Below are 24,899 nucleotides of genomic sequence, written 5' to 3'. Positions count from 1 at the left end.
GCCTGTAGGGGCAAGGCAGCAACTAGAGCGAGCTGCATCGCTCAAAGATTTTCCCCCGCCTGTAGGGGCAAGGCAGCAACTAGAGCGAGCTGCATCGCTCAAAGATTTTCCCCCGCCTGTAGGGGCAAGGCAGCAACTAGAGCGAGCTGCATCGCTCAAAGATTTTCCCCCGCCTGTAGGGGCACGGCAGCAACTAGAGCGAGCTGCATCGCTCAAAGATTTTCCCCCGCCGTGCCCCTACAATTTCTCCCACCCGCCCCCTAAGGTCGGCGGGTGGGAGCGATTTATGCAACCAGGGAAATTAGTCTCAATTCTCCTTCGCGTTATCCACCTTAAGGTAGAAGCCGTAACCGCTCTTTAGGGGTAATTTTATTAGGTACCCTATAGAATTGGGAAAATAAATTGAGATTAAAAAGCTGATAAATAAGAGCGCATCTGGGTACATCGGTTGGGTAAAAATAGGGCTAATTTAGCAAATTTACCAGCAAAAATCCGAGAAATTCAGATGGGGAGGGAAGGGGAAATGCTATGTGAAAACAAAAAAGCAAGGTTAGGGAAAGAAAATTTGACGATAGGCGCTAGCTAGCACAAAAATAGGTCATGATGACACAACAGGAAAGAACCATTCTAATTGTTGAAAGGGGTCTTCAAGACCGGAAAAGATATCGGAATTGCCTGCTGGCAGAGCCGGAGTATTGCTACAGGATTTTAGAGGAAAAATCGGCAGAGGGAGCATTGGCGTTGTGTAGAGGGCAACTGCCAGACGGGATATTAGTGGATTTTGGGCTACCAGAATTTGATGGGTTGGAGTTTATAGAAAAGCTCAAAAAGCAGACAGGGAACAAGTGCCCGCCTGTGGTGATGATAAGCGAGATCGAGGATACAACTGTTGCAGTAAAGGCGATCAAAAGCGGAGCAGAAGATTACTTAATTAAAGAAAAAACAACGCCGGATGAATTGCGAAGTGCGGTGCGGAGTGCGATTGAAAATGCCCAATTGCGTCAAAAATTACAAGACAGTGAGGAGCGGTTCCGCACTTCTGTAGAAAACATGCTCGATTGTTTTGGCATTTATTCGGCCATTCGAGATGCATCGGGAAAAATAGTAGATTTTCGCATCGAATATCTCAACGCCGCCGCGCTGGAAAGCAATCGCATGACGCCAGAAAATATCGGGCAACGGCTATGCGAATTGCTACCAGCTCATCGAGAAAGCGGACTGTTTGCGGAATATTGTCGGGTAGTAGAAACCGGACAACCGTTAATTAAAGAAACCTTGATTTATGCGGATGTATTTGGCGGTCAAAAACTTACCAGAGCTTACGATATTCGCGCCAGCAAGTGGAATGATGGATTTGTTGCTTCCTGGCGCGATGTGACCGAGCGCAAGCAAACCGAAGAAGCGTTGCTCAATGCATACGCCGAGTTAGAAGAGCGTGCTTTGGAGCTAACAGAAACCAACCAAGACTTACAGGTGGCGCTAGAAGAACTGCACTGTTTTCAAGAGGAATTGCACCTACAAAATACCGAACTGGAAATGGCTCGCGCCTCCAGCGAGGTTGAGCGTCAGCGGTATCGGGATTTGTTTAATTTTGCCCCAGATGGATATCTGGTCACGGATAAATTGGGGATAATTCAGGAAGCAAATTGTACCGCTGCTGCTCTGGTATCGGCAAACCAAGAATTTCTGATTGGGAAACGCTTATTTACGTTCGTTTCCCCACAAGTGCGTTCTGGGTTTCGCAGCCAATTTAACCAACTGGTAGATCTGAAAATTCGCACTAAGTCTTTGCAATCAAGGCAGACTTGGGAGCTAATATTGCAACCAATCAAAGGCGAGTCTTTTCCGGCAGAAGTTTCGGTGGCTAGTGCAGATAACCTAGAGGGAGAAGCGACTGGTTGGCGGTGGCTAATTCGGGATATTACAAAACGCAAGCAAGCGGAGGAGGAATTGCTTGCGAGTCGGGAATTGATCGAGCAAATTGCCGACACCACCCCCGGTATTCTGTACCTTTACGACCTGGTCGAACAGCGGAATGTTTATGTAAATCGGCAAGTTACCGAATTGCTTGGCTACTCATCAGAGCAAGTTCAGAGAATGGGAGAAAACCTCTTACCCACCCCAATCCATCCAGAAGATTTTGCTCGCACTCCTGACCATTTGAAGCGACTTTCTGCGGCACCTGAAGGCGCAATTTTGGAAATCGAATACCGGATGCAACGTGCGAATGGGGAATGGCGCTGGTTCTGTAGTCGAGAAGTTGTCTTTAGCAGAAATGCCGATGGTTCGCTGCGCCAAGTTTTGGGAACAGCTTTAGACATTACTGAACGCAAACAAGCAGAAATTGAATTATGCCGCGCCAACGAGCGATATGAGTTGGCGGCAGCGGCGGTGAATTGTTTGATTTATGATTGGGATTTGCAGAGCAATAGAGTTGAAAGAACTCGCGGTTTAACCGAGCTTTTGGGATATGCGCCAGAGGAAGCAGAACCCACGACGCAATGGTGGATGGATCGCATTCATCCGGAAGAAAGTCACAAAAAGAATTCAGAAAAGTTCTTTGCCGAAATCGCAACGATAGACCGCCATTGCATTGAATATCGCGTGCAGCACAAAAACGGTCACTATGTGTGGGTAGAAGATCGTAAGTTTGTGGTGCGAGACGATGCCGGTCGTCCGATTAGAATTGTAGGCAGTACAACGGATATTAGCGCTCGCAAACAAGCACAAGAAGCTTTGCGACAAAGCGAAACTAGACTCAAACAACTGGTGGAATTAAATCTGCTAGGCGTCATGTTTTGGCATACAAACGGAACCGTCCTCGATGCCAATGACGCCTTTTTGAACATGGTGGGATACAAGCGGGAAGATTTGCAAGCAGGACAACTGAATTGGAGGGCGATCACGCCACCAGAGCAACTGGATTGGAGCGAGCGATCGCTGCAAAAAATGCGGCGCAAAACTTCTGACACCCTAGAGAAAGAATACATCCGCAAAGATGGCAGTCGCGTCCCCGTTTTGCTGGGTGGCGTAATGTTTGAAGGTTCCCAAAGTCGCGGCGTTAGCTTTGTCGTTGACTTATCGGAACGCAAGCAAATGGAAGATGAATTGCGCCGTCGCGAACGACAGTTTTCGACCTTGGTAGAAAACTTGCCCGACGTGATTTTCCGACTCGATCCCAATCTGCGTCACCTTTACATCTGTCCCTCTGTAGAGCTAGTATCTGGGATGCCACCGCAGCAGTTTATCGGCAAAACTGGGCGCGAATTGGGGTTGGAAGAAGAGATGTGCGACTTGTTTGAAACCAAATGCAACGAAGCGATCGCCACCAAACAAGTAACGCCGATGGAATTTAGCCACAGGGGTCGGCATTTTTACGCGCGGATTATTCCAGAATACGCGCCAGACGGCTCGCTAGAATCGCTGATGGGTATCACGGAAGATATTACAGATCGCAAACAAAGCGAAGCATTATTTAGAGGAGTATTCGAGTCGGATATGATCGGGATTTTATTTTGGAATATAGAAGGACAAATTACCGATGCCAACGATGCGTTTATTCGCATGACGGGTTACAGCAGAGAAGAATTGCAAGGCGGAAAAATATACTATCGCGACATTACTCCACCCGAATATTCCGAAACAGATAAGGAAAAATTAAAGCTGCTGCATACCGTAGGCAAATACGAACCCTTCGAGAAAGAATACATTTGCAAAGACGGACGTCGCATCCCAATTTTGCTTGGCTGTGCGTTCTTGCCGGGATATCGCGATCGCGGGGTGGCGTTTGTCTTGGATATAAGCGATCGCAAGCAATTAGAGCAAGAAAGGGAACAACTTTTAGCAAGGGAAAAAGCAGCCAGAGAAGAAGCAGAACATGCCAACCACACCAAAGATGAATTTCTGGCAATAGTTTCCCACGAATTGCGAAGTCCGCTTAATTCTATTTTAGGTTGGGCAAAGTTGCTGCGAACTCGCACCTTTGACCCAGCAGTTGTTAATCGTGCCTTAGAAACCATCGAACGCAACGCCCAAACCCAATGCCAATTAATTGAAGATTTATTAGATATTTCGCGCATGATTCGCGGAAATCTCCGCTTAAATGTTGCACCAGTTAATCTAAATTATGTCGTTGAAACTGCCATTAATGCAGTCCGTCCCACCGCCGAACATAAACAAATTCACCTGGGATGTAGACTAGATTGCACCTTCTGTCAAGTGTCCGGCGATCTGAATCGCTTACAGCAAATTGTGGGAAATTTACTCAACAACGCGATCAAATTTACTCCTTCTGGTGGGCGAGTTGAAGTAGAATTGCAGATTGCAGATTGCAGATTGCAGATTGAAAATGAAAACAACATCTCAAATCTGCAATCTAAAATCTCAAATCTGAAATGCCCTCAATCTGAAATCTCAAATCTAAAATCTGAAATTTCCTATGCCCAAATTACCGTTACCGACACCGGCAAAGGTATAAGTCATGACTTTTTACCTTACGTCTTCGAGCGCTTTCGTCGAGCTGATAGCACTACCACCAGATCGAAAGACGGACTGGGATTAGGTTTAGCAATTGTACGCCATTTGGTAGAACTGCACGGCGGTAACGTTCTTGCAGAAAGTGCAGGAGAAGGACAGGGTGCAACATTTACAGTCAGAATACCGCTAATATCTTGCCCCGTTCCCGTTTCCCCTGCTGGCAGCGATTCTGAAGTTTCTCTCACGGGAGTACGGATACTCGTTGTTGATGATGAAACCGATATGCGCGAATTTCTGGAGTTTGCATTAAACGAGTCTGGAGCAATTGTAGAAACAGCTGCATCCGCGAGGGAAGCACTGGCAATTTTTAACCAATTTAAACCAGATATTTTAATCAGCGATATTGGAATGCCCGAGGAAGACGGTTACTCATTAATCCAGAAGTTGCGGTTAGCAGAAGCACAAAAGGGAGAAAGACAAATTCCGGCGATCGCACTCACAGCTTATGCTAGAAAACAAGATGGCGCTCGCGCAATCGAGGCAGGTTTTGCGCGTCACATTACCAAACCAGTAGAACCAGGCGAATTGGTGGAAGCGATCGCTAAAGTGCTAATAGCTAATTGCTAATTGCTAATTGCTAATTGCTGGGAATGTTTTCCCGATTTACTATTAGCCATTAGCTATTAGCAACGTCTCTATATCAGGACTTACGCGCTTCCCGGTTTCTCCGAAAAATCGTTGGTTTGCCAACCAGAGATATGCCTCCCTTCCGCTACGCGAACGACGGTCGAAACCGGGTTTCTGGCAAGTTTTATCTGTCATACTCTATCTTGCCATAATCGAGCTTAATCAGTCGGTCGGCTAGGTGAAAATAACGGTCATCGTGACTAATAACAAATACAGTTTTACCCCGCTGTTTTAGTTCCGGCAATAGCTGTTTATAGAAAATATCGCGAAAAAATGGGTCTTGATCCGATGCCCATTCATCAAACAAATAAATCGGACGATCTTCCAAATAAGCGGTTAATAAAGCAAGGCGCTTTCGCTGTCCTTGAGAGAGCGACGTTGTAGAAATAAGTCCATCTTTGACTTGAACTTTATGGTCTAAATGAAATTGCCGCAGATAATCTTGCGCTTGCATATCGAGGTTGGGATGACTAATTCCCAAGAGTCGCTCGAATAGATAAAAATCCGAAAAAACAACTGAAAAATGCTGCCGATACCATTCCCGATTTTCATTTGTAATTCGCCGATCGTTTAATTTAATTTCTCCAGTTTCAGGGATATAAAGCCCGGTGATAATTTTAGCCAGGGTAGATTTGCCGCTGCCGTTACCACCAACAATAAATACTAATTGCCCCGGATAAAATGTTAAATTTAACTCTCCCAAAACAAAGTTACTGTCTTCTTTTTCTCCTGGATAGGTATGGGTAACTTTCTCTAGTTCTAAGGATGTCCAGTCAATTGATTTTGGCTTGTGGATTTTGGCTTGTGGATTTTGACTTTGCTCTTCCGATCTATCCGCTAATGCTAAACCCATTTTTTCTATTTTTTGTAGGGCAACATTGGCTCGAAATAAAGCTGGAAGGCGGTCTAACATATTTTGCATCGGCGTCGTTATATAAGCAAGCGTCAACACGTAAGCGGCTAAAAGAGTCGGGGTAACCGATACAAATTTTGGCAAAGCAAACACCAACAAAGCCATAATGGTAAAGAAGAGTAACTGTCCCCATCCGATAGCGATCGCACCCATCCTCAGTGCCGCTATATTATGATTCCGCGATGCCGCGACGCTTACTTGCAATTCCTCATAAAAAAATGCCTGACGGCGTTCTGAATGCAATTTTAATTCTTTAATTCCTTCAGTTATACTGCGAAAGTGTTTGAATAATCGATCTTGTTCCTCTCGCGCCAGATTGAAATATTTTCTCATTTGATTAAGCAAGATTTGAACGATAGCAATGGCTGTACCGATACAAGCTACCGTTACGACGAATACCAGTCCGGAAAGCCAACTCAAGTAAACCAAACATCCGAGAATAATAGCAAAGTCAATGCAGAGGAAAGGAATAACAAACACGGTATTAGAAAGGGTCTGCACATCATCTGTTAAAGTTGCTAATAAACGGTTTGCTCCCAATTCTTCTAAATGCCGTAACGGTGCAGATAAAATACCCTGACTCAGGCGCAATCGTAAGTTATAAACTGCACCTTGAGCTAGGTCGATTAGTAAAAATTGGGAAATAATACTTGTAAGCAGGGCAAGGAATGCTAATCCAACAAAGTAACCAATTAAATTATCAGTTGAATTTCCGCTCACCGCAAGGTTAATCAGCGCGATTAATTGAGCGCTACACCCACCGCTGATTAAACCAGTTAGGATAGCAATTGCAACATTCAACCCAGAAGCTTTTATCAGCAGCCAGATGACATTCATAATTCGTCGATAAACCCAATCTATAGGATAGCTGACCTAACTGATCGCGGCAATAATAGAGATTTTTTTGGTAGAATTAGGTAAAGGTAGGAATATCATCATGACTACAACCTCTAAACGGCTTACCTTTGAAGAGTATCTCAAGTACGAAGATGGTACGGATACTCGCTATGAATTGGTAGATGGGGAATTAGTTCCAATGAGTCTTGGTAGTGGACAACATGGGGCAATAGCGGAATTTCTCAACGATGAATTTCGAGCCGAAATTAAACGGTTACAGCTTGACTGGACATCTAAACAAATGGCTATTGGTATTCGTTCCCCTCGTGGTGGTAGATGGGAGACATCTCGAATTCCAGACATCGTTGTCATTCCATTATCCCAATGGCGAGAATTGAGAAACCGAGAAGCAGTTATTGAACTGAACGAACACCCGCCTTTGCTGGTGGTAGAAGTTGTCAGCGAATCAACTAAAACTACAGATTATCGAGCCAAGCGGGTTGAGTACAACGTGCTGAATATTCCAGAATATTGGGTTGTCGATTTGTCAAATAATAAAGTGACGGTTTTCACTTTAGTTGAGGGACTGTATGAATCAGCAGAATTTGTTGGTTTTCAGCGCATTGTGTCCCAGACTTTCCCTGATTTAAATCTGACAGTTGAGCGGGTGTTAGCAGCGGGAGATTAATAGACTTCGACCATATCTCTTGTGGGGTGGGCATTCTGTTTGCCTTTGAGAGTAGTTATTGTCGAGGTCTAATAGACCTCGACAAAAAACAAACTCTTTGACAGGCGAGACGCCTATTCCACAAGAGTTATTGTCGAGGTCTAATAGACAAATCATTGAAAGAAAAACCCCGTAAATAACAGGGGCAACAGTAAAAACGCCGAGATAATTAAAACCAGGGATCCAGCATCGATATTAAGCGTTTGTTTTTTTGGGTCTTTCATCTGTAACTCGTTCAAAAAATAGAGAGCTTAATCCAGTTTACAGCGGATTGCACTCTTTGTGAGGTACAGCATTTTCGCTTCGTTTGTGTAGCGGCACCCTTAAGGGTGCCGCTACACAAACGAAGGTACACCTCATCCGATAAGTCCCAATCCATGGCGCGATTGAGGTCGCGGATCGGGTGCCGCTACACAAACGAAGGTACACCTCATCCGATTGCAATCCGCTATAAACTATTTTGTCGTTTTTCTCGTTGGGTTTCGTTAGCTCAACCCAACCTAAGCTCTCTATACCATTAGCCATTAGCCATTAGCCATTACCCATTAGCCATTAGCCATTAGCCATTAGCATTTCGGCAACAATTTTTCCCGAACTCATCACCCCAGGAATACCCGCGCCGGGATGAGTTCCAGCACCGACAAAATAAAGATTTGGAATATCTTCACTTTGGTTGTGGGGACGAAACCAAGCTGATTGAAATAAAGTTGGCTCTACAGAAAAAGCGCTTCCCAAATAACTATTTAAATCATCGCGGAAGTGCAATGGATCGATATAACGTTCTGTCACAATATGTTCGGATAACTTTGGTAAGTACCGCTGTTCCAAATACCGAACAATTGCATCTCGATAAGGTTTAGCCTGAGTTTTCCAATCAATTTTTCCACCTAAATGAGGAACGGGTGCAAGTACGTACCAACAATCGCAACCTTCAGGCGCTAAAGATGGATCGGTTGCCGTGGGTCGGTGCAGGTATAATGAGAAATCATCGGGTAAATGCTTGCGAGTAAAAATATCTTCGATCCAGTCTTTGTAGCGTCGCCCCATGAGAATTTCGTGGTGTGCCATGTGGTTGTAACGGCAATTAGTGCCGAAATATAGCACGAACAAAGACATGGAATATTGCAGGTTTTTAATGCGGCGATTGCTCCACTTTTTCCTAAACTTTTCCCCAATCAAATTCAGATAGGTAAACGCCACATCCCCATTGCTAACAACTGCATCCGCTGGGAATAAGTTTCCATCGGTAGTTTTCACTCCGGTAGCGCGTTTAGTCTTTTCATTAATAACAATTTCAGCCACTTCTGTATTGAGTAACAATCGCCCGCCAATCTCGCAAAAAAGCCGCGTCAAAGCCTCTACCAATGCTCCCGTCCCGCCCATGGCAAACCAGATGCCAAATTCTTGCTCTAGTTTGTGAATCATGGCGTAAATTGAAGTACTCTGAAACGGATTGCCGCCAATTAATAAAGGATGAAAGCTGAACGCGATTCGCAGCCGTTCATCTTTGATATATTGATTAACAAACCCGGCTACCGATTTAAACGATTGCAACTCAACCATGTCGGGTGCAACCTTGAGCATATCTGCAATTTGAGTAAAAGGTTTGGTCATCAAAGGCAAGCCTTTTTTAAACACTTGTGACGATGCCTGATAAAATCGTTGATAACCTTCTACATCTGCTGGATTAAACTGCTGAATTTGTTTGAGGATTTCCTTGCGATCGCCGCTATAATGAAAAACCGATCCATCCTCAAACCGAATATTATAAAACGGGTCTAAAGCAACCAACTTCACATAATCGTCAGTTTGCTTACCGCATAACTCGAATAATTCGCGAATCAGCCAAGGAGAGGTAATAATAGTAGGGCCAGCATCAAAGCGAAAACCATCTTGTTCGTAGACATAAGCGCGTCCCCCCGGTTTGTCGCGCTTGTCTACAATTGTCACCCGATGTCCCTGCGCTTGCAACCTTATCGCCGCCGAAAGTCCGCCAAAACCGCTACCAATGACTAGAATATCCATTATTTTTTGCTCGATTCAGCTTTATGTTTTTCCATGATGCAGAATAGCGCTTTGGGTCGCGGATATAACCTACCGTAGTAAACGGTAGGCTCAATGGAAATGATATTAAATTGGGGGCTAAACATCTCCTTAATTTCTTCGGTACTAAATCGATATGGGCCTTCTTCCCTTGTTTCCAAATGGCTAAAGCATTTTAAAAATAGATAACCTTTCGGCTTTGTCAAATTATTAACCGCCCGCAGGTAATCTTGTCTTTGATAGGCGTGGAATACGTGAAAACAACCCCGATCCAAGATTAAATCAAATTCCCCGCTAATCTGAGTGTTCAGAATATCATCCTGCTGCCAGGAAATATTTAACCCCTTTGCTTGGGCTTTAGCTTGGGCCTGTTCAATTGCTACTTCAGAAAGATCGGTGGCGGTGACTTGAAAACCCCGCTGTGCCAATGCCATTGCTTGCGTCCCTGGTCCCGTTCCGATATCCAATACCGTCCCCGTTTGCAGGTTCAGCTTGGTTAAGGCTGAGTCAATATCCGGATCTAAATCTGGGTTGAACCAAGGCATCGATTCTACTGGAGTCTCCTGATATATTTGTTTCCAGTTGGGTAGTTGCCGTTCTTGATTCATGGGATTTTAATTTGGCTAATGTATCATTGTTTAATTATAATCTCAACGAGTCGTAATTTCAAGCAAGAATGAATCCTATCGTCGCTTTTAAAATTGAGTTAAAATTCTTGAAGAGAAACGGTTATAATTATCAAATGCTGTGATTTGTGAAGTGGGAATGTTGGCGCAGAAACTTGAGCAACTAAAAACTATATTTGCCGAGATGGATCGGGCATTAATTGCCTATTCTGGGGGGATTGACAGCACGTTGGTGGCGAAAGTTGCTTACGATGTGTTGGGCGATCGCGCACTGGCGATCACCGCCGAATCACCCTCCCTCTTACCGGAAGACTTAGAAGAAGCGCGCATCCAGGCGGCGGCGATCGGAATTCCCCACGAAATTGTCCAAACTCACGAAATGGACAATCCCAATTACACCGCAAATCCCGTCAATCGCTGTTATTTTTGCAAAAGCGAATTGCACGACACCCTCAAACCCTTGGCGTTGCGGCGGGGTTATCCTTATGTAGTGGATGGCGTGAATGCAGACGATCTGCAAGATTATCGTCCCGGAATACAGGCGGCGAAAGAAAGGGGTGCGAGATCGCCCCTCGCCGAAGTTGGCGTCACCAAAATCGAAGTGCGCCAACTTTCCCAACAATTAGGACTTCCCTGGTGGGATAAACCCGCCCAACCTTGTCTCAGTTCGCGCTTTCCCTACGGCGAAGAAATTACCGTCGCTAAATTGCAGCGAGTTGGCAGGGCAGAACTTTATTTGCGGAAACTGGGGTTAAAAAATCTGCGGGTGCGTTCTGAAGGCGATACCGCCAGAATTGAGTTGCCTCCAGAGCAAATTAAGGAATTTATCTTAACCTCCGATTTACCTCAGTTGGTGGCGGCATTTCAAGAGTTCGGTTTTATCTACGTAACCCTAGATTTGGAAGGGTTTAAAAGCGGTAAACTGAATCGGGTTCTGGATCGGGAAGTCTTGAGCCTCAAAGCATAATGTAAAATTTGCAACTAACTTACTCAGTAGAGGTGCATTTTTTGTGCGCCTCTGATTTATTTAAACTTTAGTATCAAACCACGAACTTGTCTTAATTAACGCAAATAATCTTAAATAAAAAATCCATAGCTTTTGGCAACCTGGTAAAAAAAGAGTATCAATACTTACAGAATAAATCGCACATCGATCGTCTCAGGACTGAAAATAAGGATGTGCAGTTGATCGAGAATATTGCAGATGTGAAGTAAAACCTAAGTAACAAAGTGGGGGATAAAATGAATGCAATCGCGTCCCACCTAGATTCTTTCAACCCAAACAACCTGAATTGGGAACTCGATACTTTTGCCCAAGAGATAGAACCAAGCAACGACAAAACTTTTGGACTAGAGTCTTTAGGCATCAAAAACATCGGTCGCGTGTATCGGAACCTATCAGTAGCAGAGCTAATAGAACACATTCTAGCACGAAAAGAAGGCACGTTAGCAGCGAACGGCGCGCTGTGCGTTAAGACGGGGAAATATACTGGGCGATCGCCTAACGACAAATTCATCGTTGAAGAACCAGAAATACTCGATGAAGTAGATTGGAACGCAATCAACGTTGCCCTTGCTCCCGATAAATTTGAACAGCTTTACAAGCGGATGCTAGCCTACATCCAAGGCAGAGATTTGTACATTTTTGATGGCTATGTAGGCGCAGATCCAACATACCGCTTGGGTGTGAGAGTCATCAACGAATTTGCTTGGCATAACTTATTTGTTCACCAACTGTTCTTAAGACCAACAGAGAGGGAATTAAAATACCACCGCCCCGACTTTACTGTGATTGCCGTTCCAGGTTTCCAAGGCGATCCAGAAATCGACGGCATCCACAGTGAAGCGTTTATAGTGCTGAACTTAGTCAAAAGAATCGTCTTAATTGGCGGAACGCACTATGCCGGAGAAATGAAAAAATCGGTATTCTCGTTCCTCAACTACATGATGACGAAGCAGAACGTTTTGCCGATGCACTGTGCCGCCAACATGGATGAATTTGGCAACACGGCGCTATTTTTTGGACTTTCTGGAACTGGCAAAACTACCTTATCTGCCGATTCTTCCCGGCGGTTAATTGGGGATGACGAACACGGATGGTCAGATCGGGGCATCTTTAATTTTGAAGGTGGATGTTACGCCAAAACCATTAAATTATGCCAGAAAAACGAACCGCAAATTTGGGAAGCAATGCGCTTTGGAGCGGTGCTAGAAAACGTAATTCTGGACGAACAAACCCGAATTCCAGATTATGACGATGACAGCATCACCGAAAATACCAGAGCCGCCTATCCTGTCGATTATATTCCTAATTGCGTCGTTCCCGGCATTGGCGGTCATCCCAAGGCAGTCATCTTCTTAACAGCAGATGCATTTGGCGTTTTACCGCCTATCGCCAAACTCACTAACCGACAGGCAATGTATCATTTCCTGTCAGGATATACCAGCAAACTAGCAGGTACAGAACGAGGCATTACCGAACCGCAAGCGACTTTTTCATCTTGTTTTGGCAGTCCATTCTTGCCACTTGACCCGACAGTTTATGCTGAGATGTTGTACAAACGACTCATCCAGTACGATGCGGATGTTTACCTAGTAAATACTGGTTGGACGGGTGGGCCTTACGGCGTCGGTAACCGGATTAAGATCGAACATACTCGTGCGATGGTATGGGCGGCGCTTTCTGGCGCATTAAATAAAGTCAAATTCCATCACCATCCAATTTTTAAAGTGTTAGTACCCGAAGCAGTTCCAGGGGTTGACAGCAATATTTTAGACCCCCAAAAAACTTGGAGCGATCCAATTGCTTACGAACGACAAGCTAAAGATTTGGCAAGGAGGTTTGTCGAAAATTTCCGCAGGTTCCATTACGTTCCTCTAGAGATGATGGAAGCATCTCCCGCATTTGAATAAATCCGGTTAGGGGAGAGGGTGCAAAACTTTTTTCCCTCTCCCAATTAGAAAAAATTGTAGGCAGGAATTACGCAAGTCATTGGGCAATGGGGCATAGCTCTTTGCAAGAGTTTAAAAAGCCAACCTGTAAACTGTTGGTGAGCGATCGCATAGTTAGGCCACGAAGTTGCTTGTTTGGGTGTAGTTTAGAGATAGCGATCGAGGTAATTGCCCAGCAATATGTTTGCTGGAACCGCTTTTGTTTGCAATCCATCACCTTGTAAGCTATACCTGTGAAGAAGTTTGCTTGAGGTAGCCCATGACGCTGGATTTACTGACCGAAATCTACAGTTCTTTTGAACCGTTTCAGCCCCCACCCAAAGAGGCGTATGTCGATTGCCAGGAAGTCCGTGGTGGCTGGGAGGTTGTACGAGAATTAGGTCGGAAGATCGCACGCTCTAAGAAACCTACATGCCAACTTTACTCTGGGCACCGGGGAGTAGGCAAGTCCACAGAACTATTGCGTTTGAAAGAATACTTGGAACAGCAGAAGTATTGTGTGGTTTACTTCGCAGCCGATGATGAGGATATTGAACCTCAAGATGCTGAATATGCAGACATATTGTTTGCTTGTACTCGGCATTTAGTAGAGGCTATCAAGCTGCAAAATCATAACCCATTGCTCGACTGGATGAAAGAGGGCTGGGAATCCCTCAAAGATATAGCACTGACAGAAATCTCATTTGAGGGTTTGAACTTGGAGGGGCAGATTTCCCAGTTTGCTAAAATTACTGCCAACCTACGGGCAACACCAGACAAGCGGCGAGAACTGCGCCAGAAAATTAATGCAAATACGCCCTCTCTGGTAGATGCGCTGAACGACTTTATCAAAGAAGCACAAAAATCCCTGGCAAAAGATTGTCGGGGAATTGTGATGATTGCCGATAATCTAGATCGCATTGTAGAAATCAAAGAGGAAGGGAAGCCCAGCAATTACGATGAAATTTACCTGAATCGGAGTGAAATTCTGCGAGGATTGGCGTGCCATGTTATCTACACGGTGCCTATCGCAATGGTGTATTCAGGAAGAGCAACCCAGCTAGAAGATAATTACGATAAGCCTGATGTGCTACCAATGGTAATGGTACGAAATCCAGATGGGAGTGAGAATAAAGCTGGACTGGCAAAACTGCGCGAACTTGTCTGTCGCCGGGTTGTTCTGATTGAACCAAATTTAGCGCAAACCTTGGAAGGTGCGGTTGATCGATTGAATGTTCCACCTGTATTTGATAGCCAACAGACGTTGAAGCAACTATGCTTGATGAGTGGTGGACATGTCCGAAATCTGATGCAGTTGATTCAAAAGGCGATTGACTGGACAGACGAACTGCCCATCACGGCAAAAGCGGCTAGACGGGCAATTGAGGAGACAAGGGAAACCTACCAAAAGACAGTTCAGGAGCATCAATGGGAGATTCTGGCACGGGCATGTTATCTCAAGCAAGCAGATAATAACGAAGAGCATCTGCGTCTGCTGTTGAATCGCTGCCTGCTGGAATATCGCTATTATGATGATAATGAGTCCCTCAACATCTGGTGCAATGTTCACCCGTTGATTGAAGGCATTCCTAAGTTTCAGGATGCGCTGGCAAAGGTTCGATCTGTATGAGTACCGCCAAATCACCTGAAGATACCGCACCTTCGAGGGAAGAAGTTTATCAAGCCCTCGTGAGATCCTTGCGGCGCAGAAAAGGCTTCGGAATTGTCTTCGTGCAATGCTCTCCAGCAGAAGCCACCCAGTTGATACAGCGAGTCCAACAGGATTTACCTCAAAAAAGAGTAGCCGTTTTACAACTGACAGAACCAATTGATAATCTCTATGACCTTGTTGCTAATCGCCCAGAGCGCAATGAATTGAATATTCTGTTCATTCAGGGGCTAGAAAAGTCGCTGGAACCCTATATTAAACCCGGCTACGGTGGCGAGGGTAACTATTACAATTTAGATACCGTTCCGCCCATCCTCAGCCACTTGAATCAGCAAAGAGAAAACTTTCGCGATCGCTTCCCTAACATTTGCTTTGTCTTTTTTCTGCCTCCATTCGCTATCAAATACTTTATTCTCCGCGCTCCAGACTTTTTTGATTGGAGTTCAGGAGTGTTTGAATTTTCATCGGATTCAGCGCTTTTCGATCTAAAGCGTGTTTTTAAGGCTAAAACTCTCAAGGCATTACGTGATGCTTTTTTATCTCTGATTCGAGGTGAAAGAGCGTCAAACTTAGAACGAGCAATTACCTACTACAAAGACCTTCTAGAAAATCAACTCACAATTGGCGATCGCTTAGGCGTAGCTCACACTCTAAAAGCCTTAGGTGATGCATTTTTGTCTCGCATTAGAGGTGAGAGGGCATCTAACTACGAACAAGCGCTCGCCTATTACGAGAAAGCTCTCGCGATTTATAGAGAAATTGCCGATTTTTATGGCGAGGCTAATACCTTGAAAGCTTTTGGTGATGCCTTGCAGGTTCTCAAGCAATACGAGAAAGCCCTCGACTATTATGATGCAGCACTAGCAATTTATCAATCAGCAGACTTGCGCGAAAGCTGTTATAAAGTCTGGCTTAGTCGAGGCATAGCGCTTAAAAACTTGGGGCAATATCAGAAAGCACTCTCAAGTTTTGATGCTGCTCTAAAGAGCAAGCCAGATGATGCTGCATCTTTGTACAACAAAGCCGGATGCTATGCCCAACTAGGTAACGCTGAATTAGCCTTAGAAAATCTGCAACGGGCAATAGAATTGAATCCTGAAAAATACATAAAAATGGCAAATAATGACTCTGCTTTTGATATTATTCGGGATAACGCTCGGTTTCAATCTTTGTTTTCATCGGATGAATAGGCTGGTGTTTGTAATTGAGTTATCTGTGTAAAAAATGGGTTTAAAACTAGAAAAAGTCATTCCCTGGGGTCGTTCCATGCCGGAATATGTCAGGATGTTTAACTTGACACCAAACGACCTCAGATTAAATATTCTCGACTGTGCTGGTGGCCCTGCCAGCTTCAACGCAGAAATGATGCGCCAAGGGTACAAGGTGATATCTTGCGATCCGGTTTATCAGTTTTCCGCCGATGAAATTCAAGCGCGCATCCAAGATACTTATCAAACTGTTATTGAAGGTGTTCGAGCTAATTTAGATAGCTACGTTTGGCAAGATATCCAATCCCCAGAACATTTGGGGGAAATTCGCATGGCAGCGATGCAACAATTTTTAGCAGATTTCCCGCAAGGACAGAACCAAGGGCGTTACCTAACTTATGGGTTGCCCACTTTGCCATTTAATACCAATCAGTTTGATTTAGCTTTGTGTTCGCATTTTCTATTTACTTATTCCGAGCAATTTTCAGCAGAATTTCATCTAGATTCAATTCTGGAAATGTGTCGCGTTGCCAAACAAGTGCGGCTGTTTCCCCTTTTAAATATATCGGGGGAAATATCGCCGAATCTTGCGCCAGTCATGACTGAATTAGAAACGCGCGGATACACCCTGAAAGTTGAGCAAGTTCCCTATGAGTTTCAGAAAAGTGGCAACCAAATGTTGCAGGTCATGATAATTTTAGATTTCAGATTTTAGATTTTAGATTTCAATTCAATCTGCCATCTCAAATCTAAAATCTGCAATTCACTCAGACTCGAAGGCATTTTCTATGGGAACTAGATGACAGCCGTGAATTCTCCAAGTACCGTCTAGCTGCTTTTCCATCAAGTAAAGCGCCCTCACGGGAATTTCATCAGGACCTAGTAGGAGGACTGGTTGTGCTAAAGAGCCATTCACAACAGCCAGGTCGTCAAATATCACAGAACGGGGACGATAGACGGGTTGGTAATAATTCTTAACCATTTGCATGAAGTTTTCCGGGTTTTGGAATGTTTGCTGAATCCCCGGACTGGCAAAGACGAATGCACCAACGGCATCGTCGTTTCTAAAAGCTTGAAGTTGGCGTTCGATCGCAATGCGAATGGAGGCGCGATCGGTTTCAGTAATTTGCATACTGGGTAGCTTTTATGCTTAGAGCGCTGCTAATTAAATTATCTATTTAAATTATAGAAAGGCAACCTCTGGCTTTGGTAGAGTAGTTTGACCGTCGGGGTTGGTATGCGATCGCACTTGCTCCTCGTATATGCCATCAGGTTAAAACCTCCGGCTACACAAACCAAGTCCGCCAGCCAAGAACTGGGAGAAAATTACATGCTCCCCGTGTAACATATTGATAATACTTAATAGAGACGTTATCTACAACGCAATGCTAAATTTTGTCAACTTAAGAAAAACCGCGTCAGGCTGGGAATTTGACAGCGAAGAGGCTTTAGAAGACTTTGTCTGGGCTAATTTGCTAGCGCTATTCGGTTTAACGCCGATAAAACGACAACACATTGTCAAAGGTCAATTTTGCGACATTTTAGCCCTGGGTGAGAATAACGAGTTAGTCGTGCTGGAATTAAAAAATGCGGAAGATAGAGACATTGTTCAGCAGCTTACTCGTTATTACGACGCCTGGCGCGACGAGAAACCGTTTAGCGAGCAAATAGATTACGATCGACCTATTCGCTTAGTCGCAGTTGCACCAAGTTTTCATCGAGATAATTTTACAGATAGGAAGTATTGCCATTTGTCTGTTGAATTTTTATATTTTCCAATTTTGACGGATGAGGGAAGGCTTTATTTACAGTTAAAAGACGTAGATAACGAGAAAGTTTCACAAGTAGAGATTCCCTATCAGCAGAAAGATAGTACTGAGGATATACCTGCCCCTCCAAATGCACTTGATAAACGACTGGCTAACTATGATTCTAGTCAACGGGAAGAAATTTTGAGGTTTAGGCGTAAAATTCTCAGCTTTGACAGTCGTATGCAAGAAATTACTATGGCTGGCAGTATCAAGTATGGAAACGGAACAAACAAAACAAGTAAATTATGTGCTGAGTTGTATTTGACTAATAAAGGTTCAATTATACCATTTTTATGGCTCCCCTTAAAAGGTCTTAGTAGTGAAAGATTGGGGCGAGCTAAACTGTGTACGGATTGGGATGGTCATGCTTTATTAGAAGGTTTTGTAGACAAGGGTATCCGGGTAAAAAACCCATACAACGTTACAGCAGCAAAACTAGAAGAACTAAGTAAACCACGAGGGGGAATATACTATGCTGCCGAGCGTAAATTATGGAGAACATACAGGAATAGACAAGATTTGGTGTCTGATTCAATGGAAGCCTTTGTAGATTTGGCATTAGAAAAGTGGCTAGGGAGACTTAAATAGTAAAGCAGGCGATCGCTACCTCAATACAATGCTAAGATTGTGATGAAAACCAGGAGTAAAATATGAATTTGCAAGAATTAAAGAAGGAAGCGTATAAATTATCGGTAATCGACCGATTAGCCCTAGTCGAAGCGATTATCCGGTCGCTAAGCAACGAACTCAGACCTCGCACGCCAGTAACAGACGAAGTGTGGGAACAATTGCGCGGGGGACTGAAGACCGAAACACCACCTCCAAGCGATGCAGAAATTGAGGTGATGTTACAAGAACGTCTGGAGGAAAAATACCTATAATGCGCGTTCTATTGGATACCAACATTATTCTCGACTTTCTGCTAGAGCGAGAGCCATTTTTCGGGGATGCTGACACTGTATTACAAACTATCAGATCCGGGCAAGTTGAAGGCTTTATAACAGCCACAACCTTAACCAATATCTTCTACATTGCCAGAAAGATAAAAGGGACTGTAATAGCCAAACAATATGTCTCAATTATCCTGGCAACACTGGAAGTTATAGCTGTTGATCGCCCGATTCTAGAGGCAGCATTAGCCTCTAACTTAAGAGATTTTGAAGATGCCGTCCAAGCAGCTTGTGCTATGAGGGAAAATCTGGATGCGATTGTGACGCGGGATAGCACAGACTTCGCAGGCTCTACAATACCAATTTTCTCAGCCGGGGAGTTATTGCCAAGCATTCCTGAAAACGAGGGAGACTCAGACTAGCATCTGGGGAAATTAAGCGATCGCAAAGCACCACAAACTGCCGCATACTGGAAACAGCGTCCTGTGGAGTTTTCCATGTCTTCCGAAACCGTTCCCGTAAAACCCGCCGTGTTGATCGTTATCATTGGCGAATCTGTACTGCAAGACCGCCTGATCAAGCTGCTGAAAACCCACAACGTCAGCGGTTACACCATCACTCAAGCACGGGGTGAAGGCGGTCATGGCAGACGGATGGGAGATATCGCAGGGTATAACACCAATATCGAGATCAAGACCCTCGTTTCCCCAGAAGTATCCGATGCTATTTTTATAGCGTTGAAAGAAAATCAGGACGGTCACGCCTTGATCGCCTATCGACATAATGTAGAAGCCTTGTACGATTAAGATAAAATCTAAAATCCGCGTTCCCTGGCAAGAACCAGGGAACGAGCTAAAATCGGCGTTCCCAGGCAAGAGCCAGGGAACGAGCTAAAATCTAAAATCTAAAATCTAAAATCCTTGCATCCCATGTCCCAAATTGTCTGGATCGCCCGTCACGGTAACCGCCTCGACTTTGTCAACCCCGACTGGTTCCTCACCGCAGAACGACCCTACGATCCGCCATTATCCGATGGTGGCGTTATGCAAGCTCAGCAATTAGGACAGCGCCTTAAATCAGAAAATATCGCCCATATTTTCGCATCCCCTTTTTTGCGAACCGTACAAACGGCGAACGAAGTGGCAGAAGCGCTCGATTTACCGATTAAAGTAGAATCTGGCTTGAGCGAGTGGTTAAATCCCCAGTGGATGCCGTCGATGCCGGAAAAACTGCCGCTGGAAGTATTGCAGGAACAATATCCGCGAATTGACCTTAGCTACACTTCCAGAGTCATCGCCGAATATCCCGAAACCGGGGAAAAAGCACTTCTTAGATCTGGAGAAACCGCCAAACGCCTCGTCGATGAATTTTCAGAAGATATCCTGCTGGTGGGACACGGTGCATCGGTAATCGGCACGGCAATGGGGTTACTCGGTGGAACTAATCAACCGGAAATTAATGCCACTTTGTGTTGCTTGGTCAAAATTGTGCGTCAAGATCGAGAATGGATAATGGAACTCAATGGCGATACCTCCCACTTGAGCGAAACTGAAAAAGTAATTCGGTTCCACTAGATAACTCAAGTTGCTAGCGATCTAATGCATAGTAGATAATGGCTAATGGCTAATGGATCGAGCGGGAAAAATGCTATATTAGTCAGCTGCTGTAGCTCTCGCTATTAGCTGCGAGCTATTAGCTATTAACTCAAGTTGCTAGTTATCTCATGCATAGTAGCTAATGGCTAATGGCTGGTTAATGTCAGGGAACATCCTAATATTAGCAAGCTTGCAATTAGCAATTAGCAAAGCCCAAGTTTATAACTAGCAAATTGCGTTATTAGCAATGCCCAATGTTTATAAATAGCAAATTGCGTTAGATATATGACGTTATTATTGGCAGGGGATATTGGCGGCACTAAAACAATTTTGCGCTTGGTGAAGTTGCCAGATTCTGGGCAAATGTACAGCTTAGATGAGGCAACTTACAAGAGCGGCGAATTTCCAGATTTAGTGCCGATGGTGCGGCAGTTTCTGCAAGCAGGTGCCGAACATTTGGGGTATGTCCCCGCACCGGAGAAAGCTTGTTTTGCGATCGCAGGCCCTGTAGTCAACAATACAACCAAGTTGACCAATTTGACTTGGTTACTAGATGCCAAATGTTTGGAACAAGAATTAGCCATCTCTAAAGTTAGTTTAATTAACGATTTCGCCGCCGTAGGTTATGGCGTTTTGGGACTCGGCGAATCCGACTTGCATACCTTACAAGCAGAAGCACCTCAAAAAGACGCCCCCATCGCCGTTATTGGTGCAGGTACGGGGTTAGGACAAGGATTTTTAGTTCCTGTGGGAAATACCTATCAAGTTTTTAGCAGCGAAGGCGGACATACAGATTTTGCCCCCCGCACCGAATTGGAATTTCAACTGTTGAAATACTTGATGGATAAACATAATATCCAACACGTATCCGTTGAACGAGTTGTGTCTGGTCAAGGGATTGTTTCAATTTACCAATTTTTGCGCGATCGCTTATCCCTCCCCGAATCTCCAGATATCGCCGCAGACATCAGAAGTTGGGAACAACAAGCTGGACAAAACGAGAAAACTATCGATCCAGCAGCAGTCATTTCCCAAGCAGCTTTAGAAGGAAGCGATCAACTCTGTTACCAAACCATGCAAATATTTATTGAAGCATACGGTGCAGAAGCAGGTAACCACGCCCTCAAACTGTTACCTTATGGCGGTGTTTATATTGCTGGTGGGATTGCTGCGAAAATTTTACCTTTAATTCAAAGAGGAAATTTCCTCACTGCATTTACGCAAAAAGGTCGCATGAGTACGTTACTGGAAAAAATGCCAGTCCATGTAGTTTTAAATCCGCAAGTCGGTTTAATTGGTGCTGCCATTAGTGCTTCCCGGTTGTAGGTTATAGAGTGATAATGGTTAACAGTCTCAAAGCACTTATTGAACAACCATTCCTGGCAGAAACTGACGACCCAGAGGAAAGATTTATCACCAGTGGCGTGAGTTGGCAAATTTATGAAGCTTTACTCGAAAAACTGGAGGATAACTCTCATTACCGCGTCACCTACTTGGATGGAGTTTTAGAAATTGTGTCGCCGTCTATAAGACATGAAAAACTCAAAAAACGTTTGGCTACCTTGTTAGAGTTTTATCTGATCGAGAAGCGAATTAAACACAGTCCAATGGGGAGTCCCACCCTGAAAAACCGACTCAAAAATGCAGGCGCAGAACCCGATGAATGCTACTGCATAGGAGAGGAAAAAAACATTCCAGACCTAGCTATAGAGGTAATTATCACCAGTGGCAGCATTGACAAGCTAGAAAATTACCGACGTTTGGGAGTTGTTGAGGTTTGGTTTTGGGAAAGAAATCGACTCAAACTATACCATTTACGGGAAGAAACACCCTCAGCATTTTTGGAAACTTACGGGGACGAACAGATTGCATCGAGTGAGTTATTGCCAGAACTTTCGATTTCCCTACTGGAACAATGCAGCCTAATTTCAGACCAAATTCAAGCTGACGCATTTGAACGAGGCATCAAATGAAAAAAATTAGAGCGATCGCCTAGTTTGTTACCGCTTAATTCTGTTCTTAGCTTGAAGTTGATGATTCATCAACCAATTGCCAGAACCCGAATTCTACCAACTGATATCATGTCCGCGAGAGATCGGTAGTGTATGGATGGCTAATTGCAAGCTTGCTAATTGCTAATATAGTATTTTTCCTGACATTAGCCATTAGCGATTAGCTATTAGCAGTTACACAACCGTTGCTATTGGACATGATATGACCCGCAATCGTTGGGTTATAGTTCCATTTTGGATAGACAATCATAGACTGGCGCGACTGTCATCCTATGTATGGCTTTAAGCGGCTCAATTCTTATCAAGGATTAATTGTGCCAAATGTGGTGAATGCGACGTTTATTTTTATGATGCGGCAATTTTTTATCAATTTTCCCAAGGAATTGGAAGAAGCAGCCGCATTAGATGGATTGAGTAGGTGGGAAACTTTTCTGCAAGTGGTGCTACCTTTAGCCAAACCAGCAGCCGCACAAGCCATATTTATCTTTATGGGTGCGTGGAACAATTTTATGATGCCTTTGATTATTTTGTCGGAGCGGGAACTGTTTACTTTACCCTTGGGCTTAAATACTTTTAAGGGTCAGTACATCAGTTATTGGAACTATATTATGGCAGCGTCGATGGTTTTTACCCTGCCTGCCTTGGCAATTTATGCGGTTTTTAACCCCTCCCTACTCTTTATTCGCGGGGTGACGTTTACGGGAGGTAAATGAATGAAAGAGTTGCTAATTGCTAATTGCTAATTGCTAATTGGCAAGATAGAGAGAAAGGTTTGAGCCATTAGCCATTAGCCATTAGCCATACCCTCGTGACCACGGATCTGCCTGGGAACGCCATTACCGCTTTTTGAGTTATGATATCTATTTTGTTTGAAGACAGAGTGTTAAGCATTCTCCGCTATGGCTGGACACAGTAAATGGGCTAATATCAAACGTCAGAAGGCGAGAGTAGATGCCGTCAAGGGCAAGGTATTTACGAAGATTTCTAGGGAGATTATAGTTGCGGCGCGCACGGGTATCCCAGACCCGGCGGGGAATTTTCAGTTGCGGACTGCAATTGAAAAAGCCAAGGCGGCGGGGATACCCAATGACAATATAGAACGCGCGATCGCAAAAGGTGCTGGTAAACTAGGCGCAGATGGCAATAGCCTGGAGGCTATTCGCTACGAAGGTTACGGTCCAGGCGGCGTTGCCGTTGTCATCGAAGCGCTGACAGATAATCGTAACCGCACCGCCGCTGACTTGCGCGCCGCTTTGAGCAAAAATGGCGGTAATCTGGGGGAAACAGGCTGCGTGTCGTGGATGTTCGAGCAAAAAGGCGTGGTGCTAATTGCTGGTGCAGTCGATGAAGATGAACTGTTGGAAGCTTCCCTGGAAGCGGGTGCCGAGTCTTACGAATTAATCCCAGATGAAGACGACGAAGATGAAGCGGCGGCTGAAGTTTTTACCTCGGTGGCAAATCTGGAAACCTTGGAGCGAAGTTTAAAACAAAAAGGCTTTGCCGTCAAGCAGTCGGAACTGCGCTGGATACCCAACAATACCGTCGAAGTCACCGATCCCTTGCAGGCGCGATCGCTCTTAAAATTAATCGATGCCCTCGAAGACCTCGACGACGTGCAAAACGTCACCGCTAACTTCGAGATGGCAGACGAGTTAATGTCTTTGAGCCTCATATAATCGATGGCAGATTTTAGATTTCAGATTTAAGATTTTCTTTAAAATCTGGAATCTAAAATGTTACAAATTCTCTCTTTCTACTATCCCTCTTGACTAAGAAAGCGCTAAGGTAGCGATGTTGTCAAAACCAAGTGCGAACAATGTCAGAATTTCAAGATTTTCTGCAACATAAATTTGCTTACGTCGCCATAGGAGAGTTCAAACCCGGTAAGTTTCAAGCAGCAGAGCAACTCTACGATAAAGCTGTTTCAACTTATACTCACGGTTTTAAGGGAGCGTACCTGATGCAAGAACCAGGAACTGATAGAGGAATTGCCGTCATTTTTTGGGACAGCGTAGAAGATATGGAAGCCAATCGCAGCGAGGCTTATCAAGCGATTGTGGAACAGATGACGCCGTTATTTGCTCACCCGCCAACCACAGCTTTGTATGAAGTCGTAAGCGAAATTCCGGCAAAAAATAAGGAAGAGTAACAAAATAATCAACGGGGGTAGGGAACATCAGTAAGTTTTGTCGCCAGCTCAAAGTTTTTCTTTAGCCTTAGCCTGCCCCTACAATGTGTCCCAACTTCACCCAGCAACAAGAAACCCGGTTTGTTTGCAAAATAATCAACGGGGCGTAGGGAACATCAGTAAGTTTTGTCGCCAGCTCAAAGTTTTTCTTTAGCCTTAGCCCCTACAATGTGTCCCAACTTCACCCAGCAACAAGAAACCCGGTTTGTTTGCAAAATAATCAACGGGGCGTAGGGAACATCAGTAAGTTTTGTCGCCAGCTCAAAGTTTTTCTTTAGCCTTAGCC

Annotated in this window: 20 protein-coding genes and 2 pseudogenes; 18 read left to right on the top strand and 4 right to left on the bottom strand. The window is 44.5% G+C overall.

Annotated features, from left to right (window positions below; genetic code table 11):
- Positions 1-361: pseudogene (locus MiSe_RS36140) on the top strand (hypothetical protein); the annotation flags it as partial.
- 239 nt (positions 362-600) lie between these two features.
- Positions 601-5,103, top strand: a complete 4,503-nt coding sequence (locus MiSe_RS36135) for a PAS domain S-box protein (RefSeq protein ID WP_226589468.1) — start codon at positions 601-603, stop codon at positions 5,101-5,103.
- A 184-nt stretch (positions 5,104-5,287) separates the two neighbouring features.
- On the opposite strand, the gene MiSe_RS36130 is transcribed toward MiSe_RS36135, so the two are convergent.
- Positions 5,288-6,913, bottom strand: a complete 1,626-nt coding sequence (locus tag MiSe_RS36130; RefSeq protein ID WP_226589466.1) for a cyclic peptide export ABC transporter — start codon at positions 6,911-6,913, stop codon at positions 5,288-5,290.
- 100 nt (positions 6,914-7,013) lie between these two features.
- On the opposite strand from MiSe_RS36130, the gene MiSe_RS36125 reads away from it, so the two are divergent.
- Positions 7,014-7,601: a Uma2 family endonuclease gene (locus tag MiSe_RS36125; protein WP_226589464.1), complete on the top strand. Its 588-nt coding sequence runs from the start codon at positions 7,014-7,016 to the stop codon at positions 7,599-7,601.
- A gap of 591 nt (positions 7,602-8,192) precedes the next feature.
- On the opposite strand, the gene MiSe_RS36120 is transcribed toward MiSe_RS36125, so the two are convergent.
- Entirely contained in the window at positions 8,193-9,665 is a 1,473-nt protein-coding gene (locus MiSe_RS36120) for a phytoene desaturase (RefSeq protein WP_226589463.1), read from the bottom strand.
- On the bottom strand, positions 9,665-10,291 hold the full coding sequence (locus MiSe_RS36115) for a class I SAM-dependent methyltransferase (RefSeq protein WP_226589460.1): 627 nt from the start codon (positions 10,289-10,291) through the stop codon (positions 9,665-9,667). The genes MiSe_RS36120 and MiSe_RS36115 overlap by 1 nt, the downstream gene beginning before the upstream one ends.
- Before the next feature lie 157 nt (positions 10,292-10,448).
- Between MiSe_RS36115 and larE the strand changes: the two genes are divergently transcribed.
- The 5 genes from larE to MiSe_RS36090 all read left to right on the top strand — a co-directional run bounded on the left by larE (position 10,449) and on the right by MiSe_RS36090 (position 16,832).
- Positions 10,449-11,276, top strand: coding sequence for an ATP-dependent sacrificial sulfur transferase LarE (gene larE, locus MiSe_RS36110; RefSeq protein WP_226589472.1), 828 nt, complete (start codon positions 10,449-10,451; stop codon positions 11,274-11,276).
- A gap of 275 nt (positions 11,277-11,551) precedes the next feature.
- Positions 11,552-13,222, top strand: coding sequence for a phosphoenolpyruvate carboxykinase (ATP) (gene pckA / locus MiSe_RS36105; protein WP_226589458.1), 1,671 nt, complete (start codon positions 11,552-11,554; stop codon positions 13,220-13,222).
- A gap of 298 nt (positions 13,223-13,520) precedes the next feature.
- Positions 13,521-14,870, top strand: a complete 1,350-nt coding sequence (locus MiSe_RS36100; RefSeq protein ID WP_226589456.1) for an ATP-binding protein — start codon at positions 13,521-13,523, stop codon at positions 14,868-14,870.
- The gene (locus tag MiSe_RS36095; protein ID WP_226589454.1) at positions 14,867-16,099 is read left to right on the top strand and encodes a tetratricopeptide repeat protein; all 1,233 of its coding nucleotides are present in this window, start codon (positions 14,867-14,869) and stop codon (positions 16,097-16,099) included. The genes MiSe_RS36100 and MiSe_RS36095 overlap by 4 nt, the downstream gene beginning before the upstream one ends.
- A 34-nt stretch (positions 16,100-16,133) precedes the next feature.
- Positions 16,134-16,832, top strand: coding sequence for an SAM-dependent methyltransferase (locus tag MiSe_RS36090; RefSeq protein WP_226589452.1), 699 nt, complete (start codon positions 16,134-16,136; stop codon positions 16,830-16,832).
- Between the two features lie 48 nt (positions 16,833-16,880).
- Here MiSe_RS36090 and MiSe_RS36085 read toward each other — a convergent pair whose 3' ends face one another.
- Positions 16,881-17,249, bottom strand: coding sequence for a DUF4864 domain-containing protein (locus MiSe_RS36085; RefSeq protein WP_226589450.1), 369 nt, complete (start codon positions 17,247-17,249; stop codon positions 16,881-16,883).
- Positions 17,250-17,502: 253 nt separating this feature from the next.
- On the opposite strand from MiSe_RS36085, the gene MiSe_RS36080 reads away from it, so the two are divergent.
- From MiSe_RS36080 to MiSe_RS36035, 10 genes and pseudogenes are all read left to right on the top strand, one after another.
- Positions 17,503-18,516: an endonuclease NucS domain-containing protein gene (locus tag MiSe_RS36080; RefSeq protein WP_226589448.1), complete on the top strand. Its 1,014-nt coding sequence runs from the start codon at positions 17,503-17,505 to the stop codon at positions 18,514-18,516.
- A gap of 62 nt (positions 18,517-18,578) precedes the next feature.
- Positions 18,579-18,809 (top strand): hypothetical protein, encoded by a 231-nt coding sequence (locus tag MiSe_RS36075; RefSeq protein ID WP_226589446.1) that lies wholly within the window; start codon positions 18,579-18,581, stop codon positions 18,807-18,809.
- Positions 18,809-19,240 carry a type II toxin-antitoxin system VapC family toxin gene (locus MiSe_RS36070; RefSeq protein ID WP_226589444.1) on the top strand — a complete coding sequence of 144 codons (432 nt, stop codon included), beginning with the start codon at positions 18,809-18,811 and terminating at the stop codon, positions 19,238-19,240. The genes MiSe_RS36075 and MiSe_RS36070 overlap by 1 nt, the downstream gene beginning before the upstream one ends.
- Before the next feature lie 75 nt (positions 19,241-19,315).
- Complete coding sequence (locus MiSe_RS36065; RefSeq protein ID WP_226589441.1) at positions 19,316-19,624, top strand: P-II family nitrogen regulator; 309 nt, start codon at positions 19,316-19,318, stop codon at positions 19,622-19,624.
- 123 nt (positions 19,625-19,747) lie between these two features.
- Entirely contained in the window at positions 19,748-20,392 is a 645-nt protein-coding gene (locus MiSe_RS36060) for a histidine phosphatase family protein (protein ID WP_226589437.1), read from the top strand.
- Positions 20,393-20,698: 306 nt separating this feature from the next.
- Positions 20,699-21,739 (top strand): glucokinase, encoded by a 1,041-nt coding sequence (locus MiSe_RS36055; RefSeq protein WP_226589434.1) that lies wholly within the window; start codon positions 20,699-20,701, stop codon positions 21,737-21,739.
- Between the two features lie 14 nt (positions 21,740-21,753).
- The gene (locus MiSe_RS36050; RefSeq protein WP_226589430.1) at positions 21,754-22,386 is read left to right on the top strand and encodes a Uma2 family endonuclease; all 633 of its coding nucleotides are present in this window, start codon (positions 21,754-21,756) and stop codon (positions 22,384-22,386) included.
- Positions 22,387-22,715: 329 nt separating this feature from the next.
- Positions 22,716-23,138, top strand: a pseudogene (locus MiSe_RS36045) (carbohydrate ABC transporter permease); the annotation flags it as partial.
- A 186-nt stretch (positions 23,139-23,324) separates the two neighbouring features.
- Complete coding sequence (locus tag MiSe_RS36040) at positions 23,325-24,101, top strand: YebC/PmpR family DNA-binding transcriptional regulator (RefSeq protein WP_226589425.1); 777 nt, start codon at positions 23,325-23,327, stop codon at positions 24,099-24,101.
- 140 nt (positions 24,102-24,241) lie between these two features.
- Positions 24,242-24,574, top strand: a complete 333-nt coding sequence (locus tag MiSe_RS36035; RefSeq protein ID WP_226589421.1) for an antibiotic biosynthesis monooxygenase family protein — start codon at positions 24,242-24,244, stop codon at positions 24,572-24,574.
- The last annotated feature ends 325 nt before the right edge of the window (positions 24,575-24,899 follow it).

It is taken from the genome of Microseira wollei NIES-4236, assembly GCF_020521235.1.
GTDB lineage: Bacteria > Cyanobacteriota > Cyanobacteriia > Cyanobacteriales > Aerosakkonemataceae > Microseira > Microseira wollei.
Note: the sequence above shows the minus strand (reverse complement) of the source record. Positions and strands in the feature narration are given on the sequence as shown.

Bases quoted from the DNA above. Each gene is read 5' to 3' on its own strand.
- MiSe_RS36120 (WP_226589463.1), bottom strand. From the start codon at position 9,665: ATGGATATTCTAGTCATTGGTAGCGGTTTTGGCGGACTTTCGGCGGCG.
- pckA (WP_226589458.1), top strand. From the start codon at position 11,552: ATGAATGCAATCGCGTCCCACCTAGATTCTTTCAACCCAAACAACCTG.
- MiSe_RS36085 (WP_226589450.1), bottom strand. From the start codon at position 17,249: ATGCAAATTACTGAAACCGATCGCGCCTCCATTCGCATTGCGATCGAA.
- MiSe_RS36115 (WP_226589460.1), bottom strand. From the start codon at position 10,291: ATGAATCAAGAACGGCAACTACCCAACTGGAAACAAATATATCAGGAG.
- MiSe_RS36065 (WP_226589441.1), top strand. From the start codon at position 19,316: ATGTCTTCCGAAACCGTTCCCGTAAAACCCGCCGTGTTGATCGTTATC.
- MiSe_RS36070 (WP_226589444.1), top strand. From the start codon at position 18,809: ATGCGCGTTCTATTGGATACCAACATTATTCTCGACTTTCTGCTAGAG.
- MiSe_RS36095 (WP_226589454.1), top strand. From the start codon at position 14,867: ATGAGTACCGCCAAATCACCTGAAGATACCGCACCTTCGAGGGAAGAA.
- MiSe_RS36075 (WP_226589446.1), top strand. From the start codon at position 18,579: ATGAATTTGCAAGAATTAAAGAAGGAAGCGTATAAATTATCGGTAATC.
- MiSe_RS36130 (WP_226589466.1), bottom strand. From the start codon at position 6,913: ATGAATGTCATCTGGCTGCTGATAAAAGCTTCTGGGTTGAATGTTGCA.
- MiSe_RS36125 (WP_226589464.1), top strand. From the start codon at position 7,014: ATGACTACAACCTCTAAACGGCTTACCTTTGAAGAGTATCTCAAGTAC.
- MiSe_RS36080 (WP_226589448.1), top strand. From the start codon at position 17,503: ATGCTAAATTTTGTCAACTTAAGAAAAACCGCGTCAGGCTGGGAATTT.
- MiSe_RS36090 (WP_226589452.1), top strand. From the start codon at position 16,134: ATGGGTTTAAAACTAGAAAAAGTCATTCCCTGGGGTCGTTCCATGCCG.
- MiSe_RS36040 (WP_226589425.1), top strand. From the start codon at position 23,325: ATGGCTGGACACAGTAAATGGGCTAATATCAAACGTCAGAAGGCGAGA.
- MiSe_RS36055 (WP_226589434.1), top strand. From the start codon at position 20,699: ATGACGTTATTATTGGCAGGGGATATTGGCGGCACTAAAACAATTTTG.
- MiSe_RS36135 (WP_226589468.1), top strand. From the start codon at position 601: ATGATGACACAACAGGAAAGAACCATTCTAATTGTTGAAAGGGGTCTT.
- MiSe_RS36050 (WP_226589430.1), top strand. From the start codon at position 21,754: ATGGTTAACAGTCTCAAAGCACTTATTGAACAACCATTCCTGGCAGAA.
- MiSe_RS36100 (WP_226589456.1), top strand. From the start codon at position 13,521: ATGACGCTGGATTTACTGACCGAAATCTACAGTTCTTTTGAACCGTTT.
- MiSe_RS36060 (WP_226589437.1), top strand. From the start codon at position 19,748: ATGTCCCAAATTGTCTGGATCGCCCGTCACGGTAACCGCCTCGACTTT.
- larE (WP_226589472.1), top strand. From the start codon at position 10,449: ATGTTGGCGCAGAAACTTGAGCAACTAAAAACTATATTTGCCGAGATG.
- MiSe_RS36035 (WP_226589421.1), top strand. From the start codon at position 24,242: ATGTCAGAATTTCAAGATTTTCTGCAACATAAATTTGCTTACGTCGCC.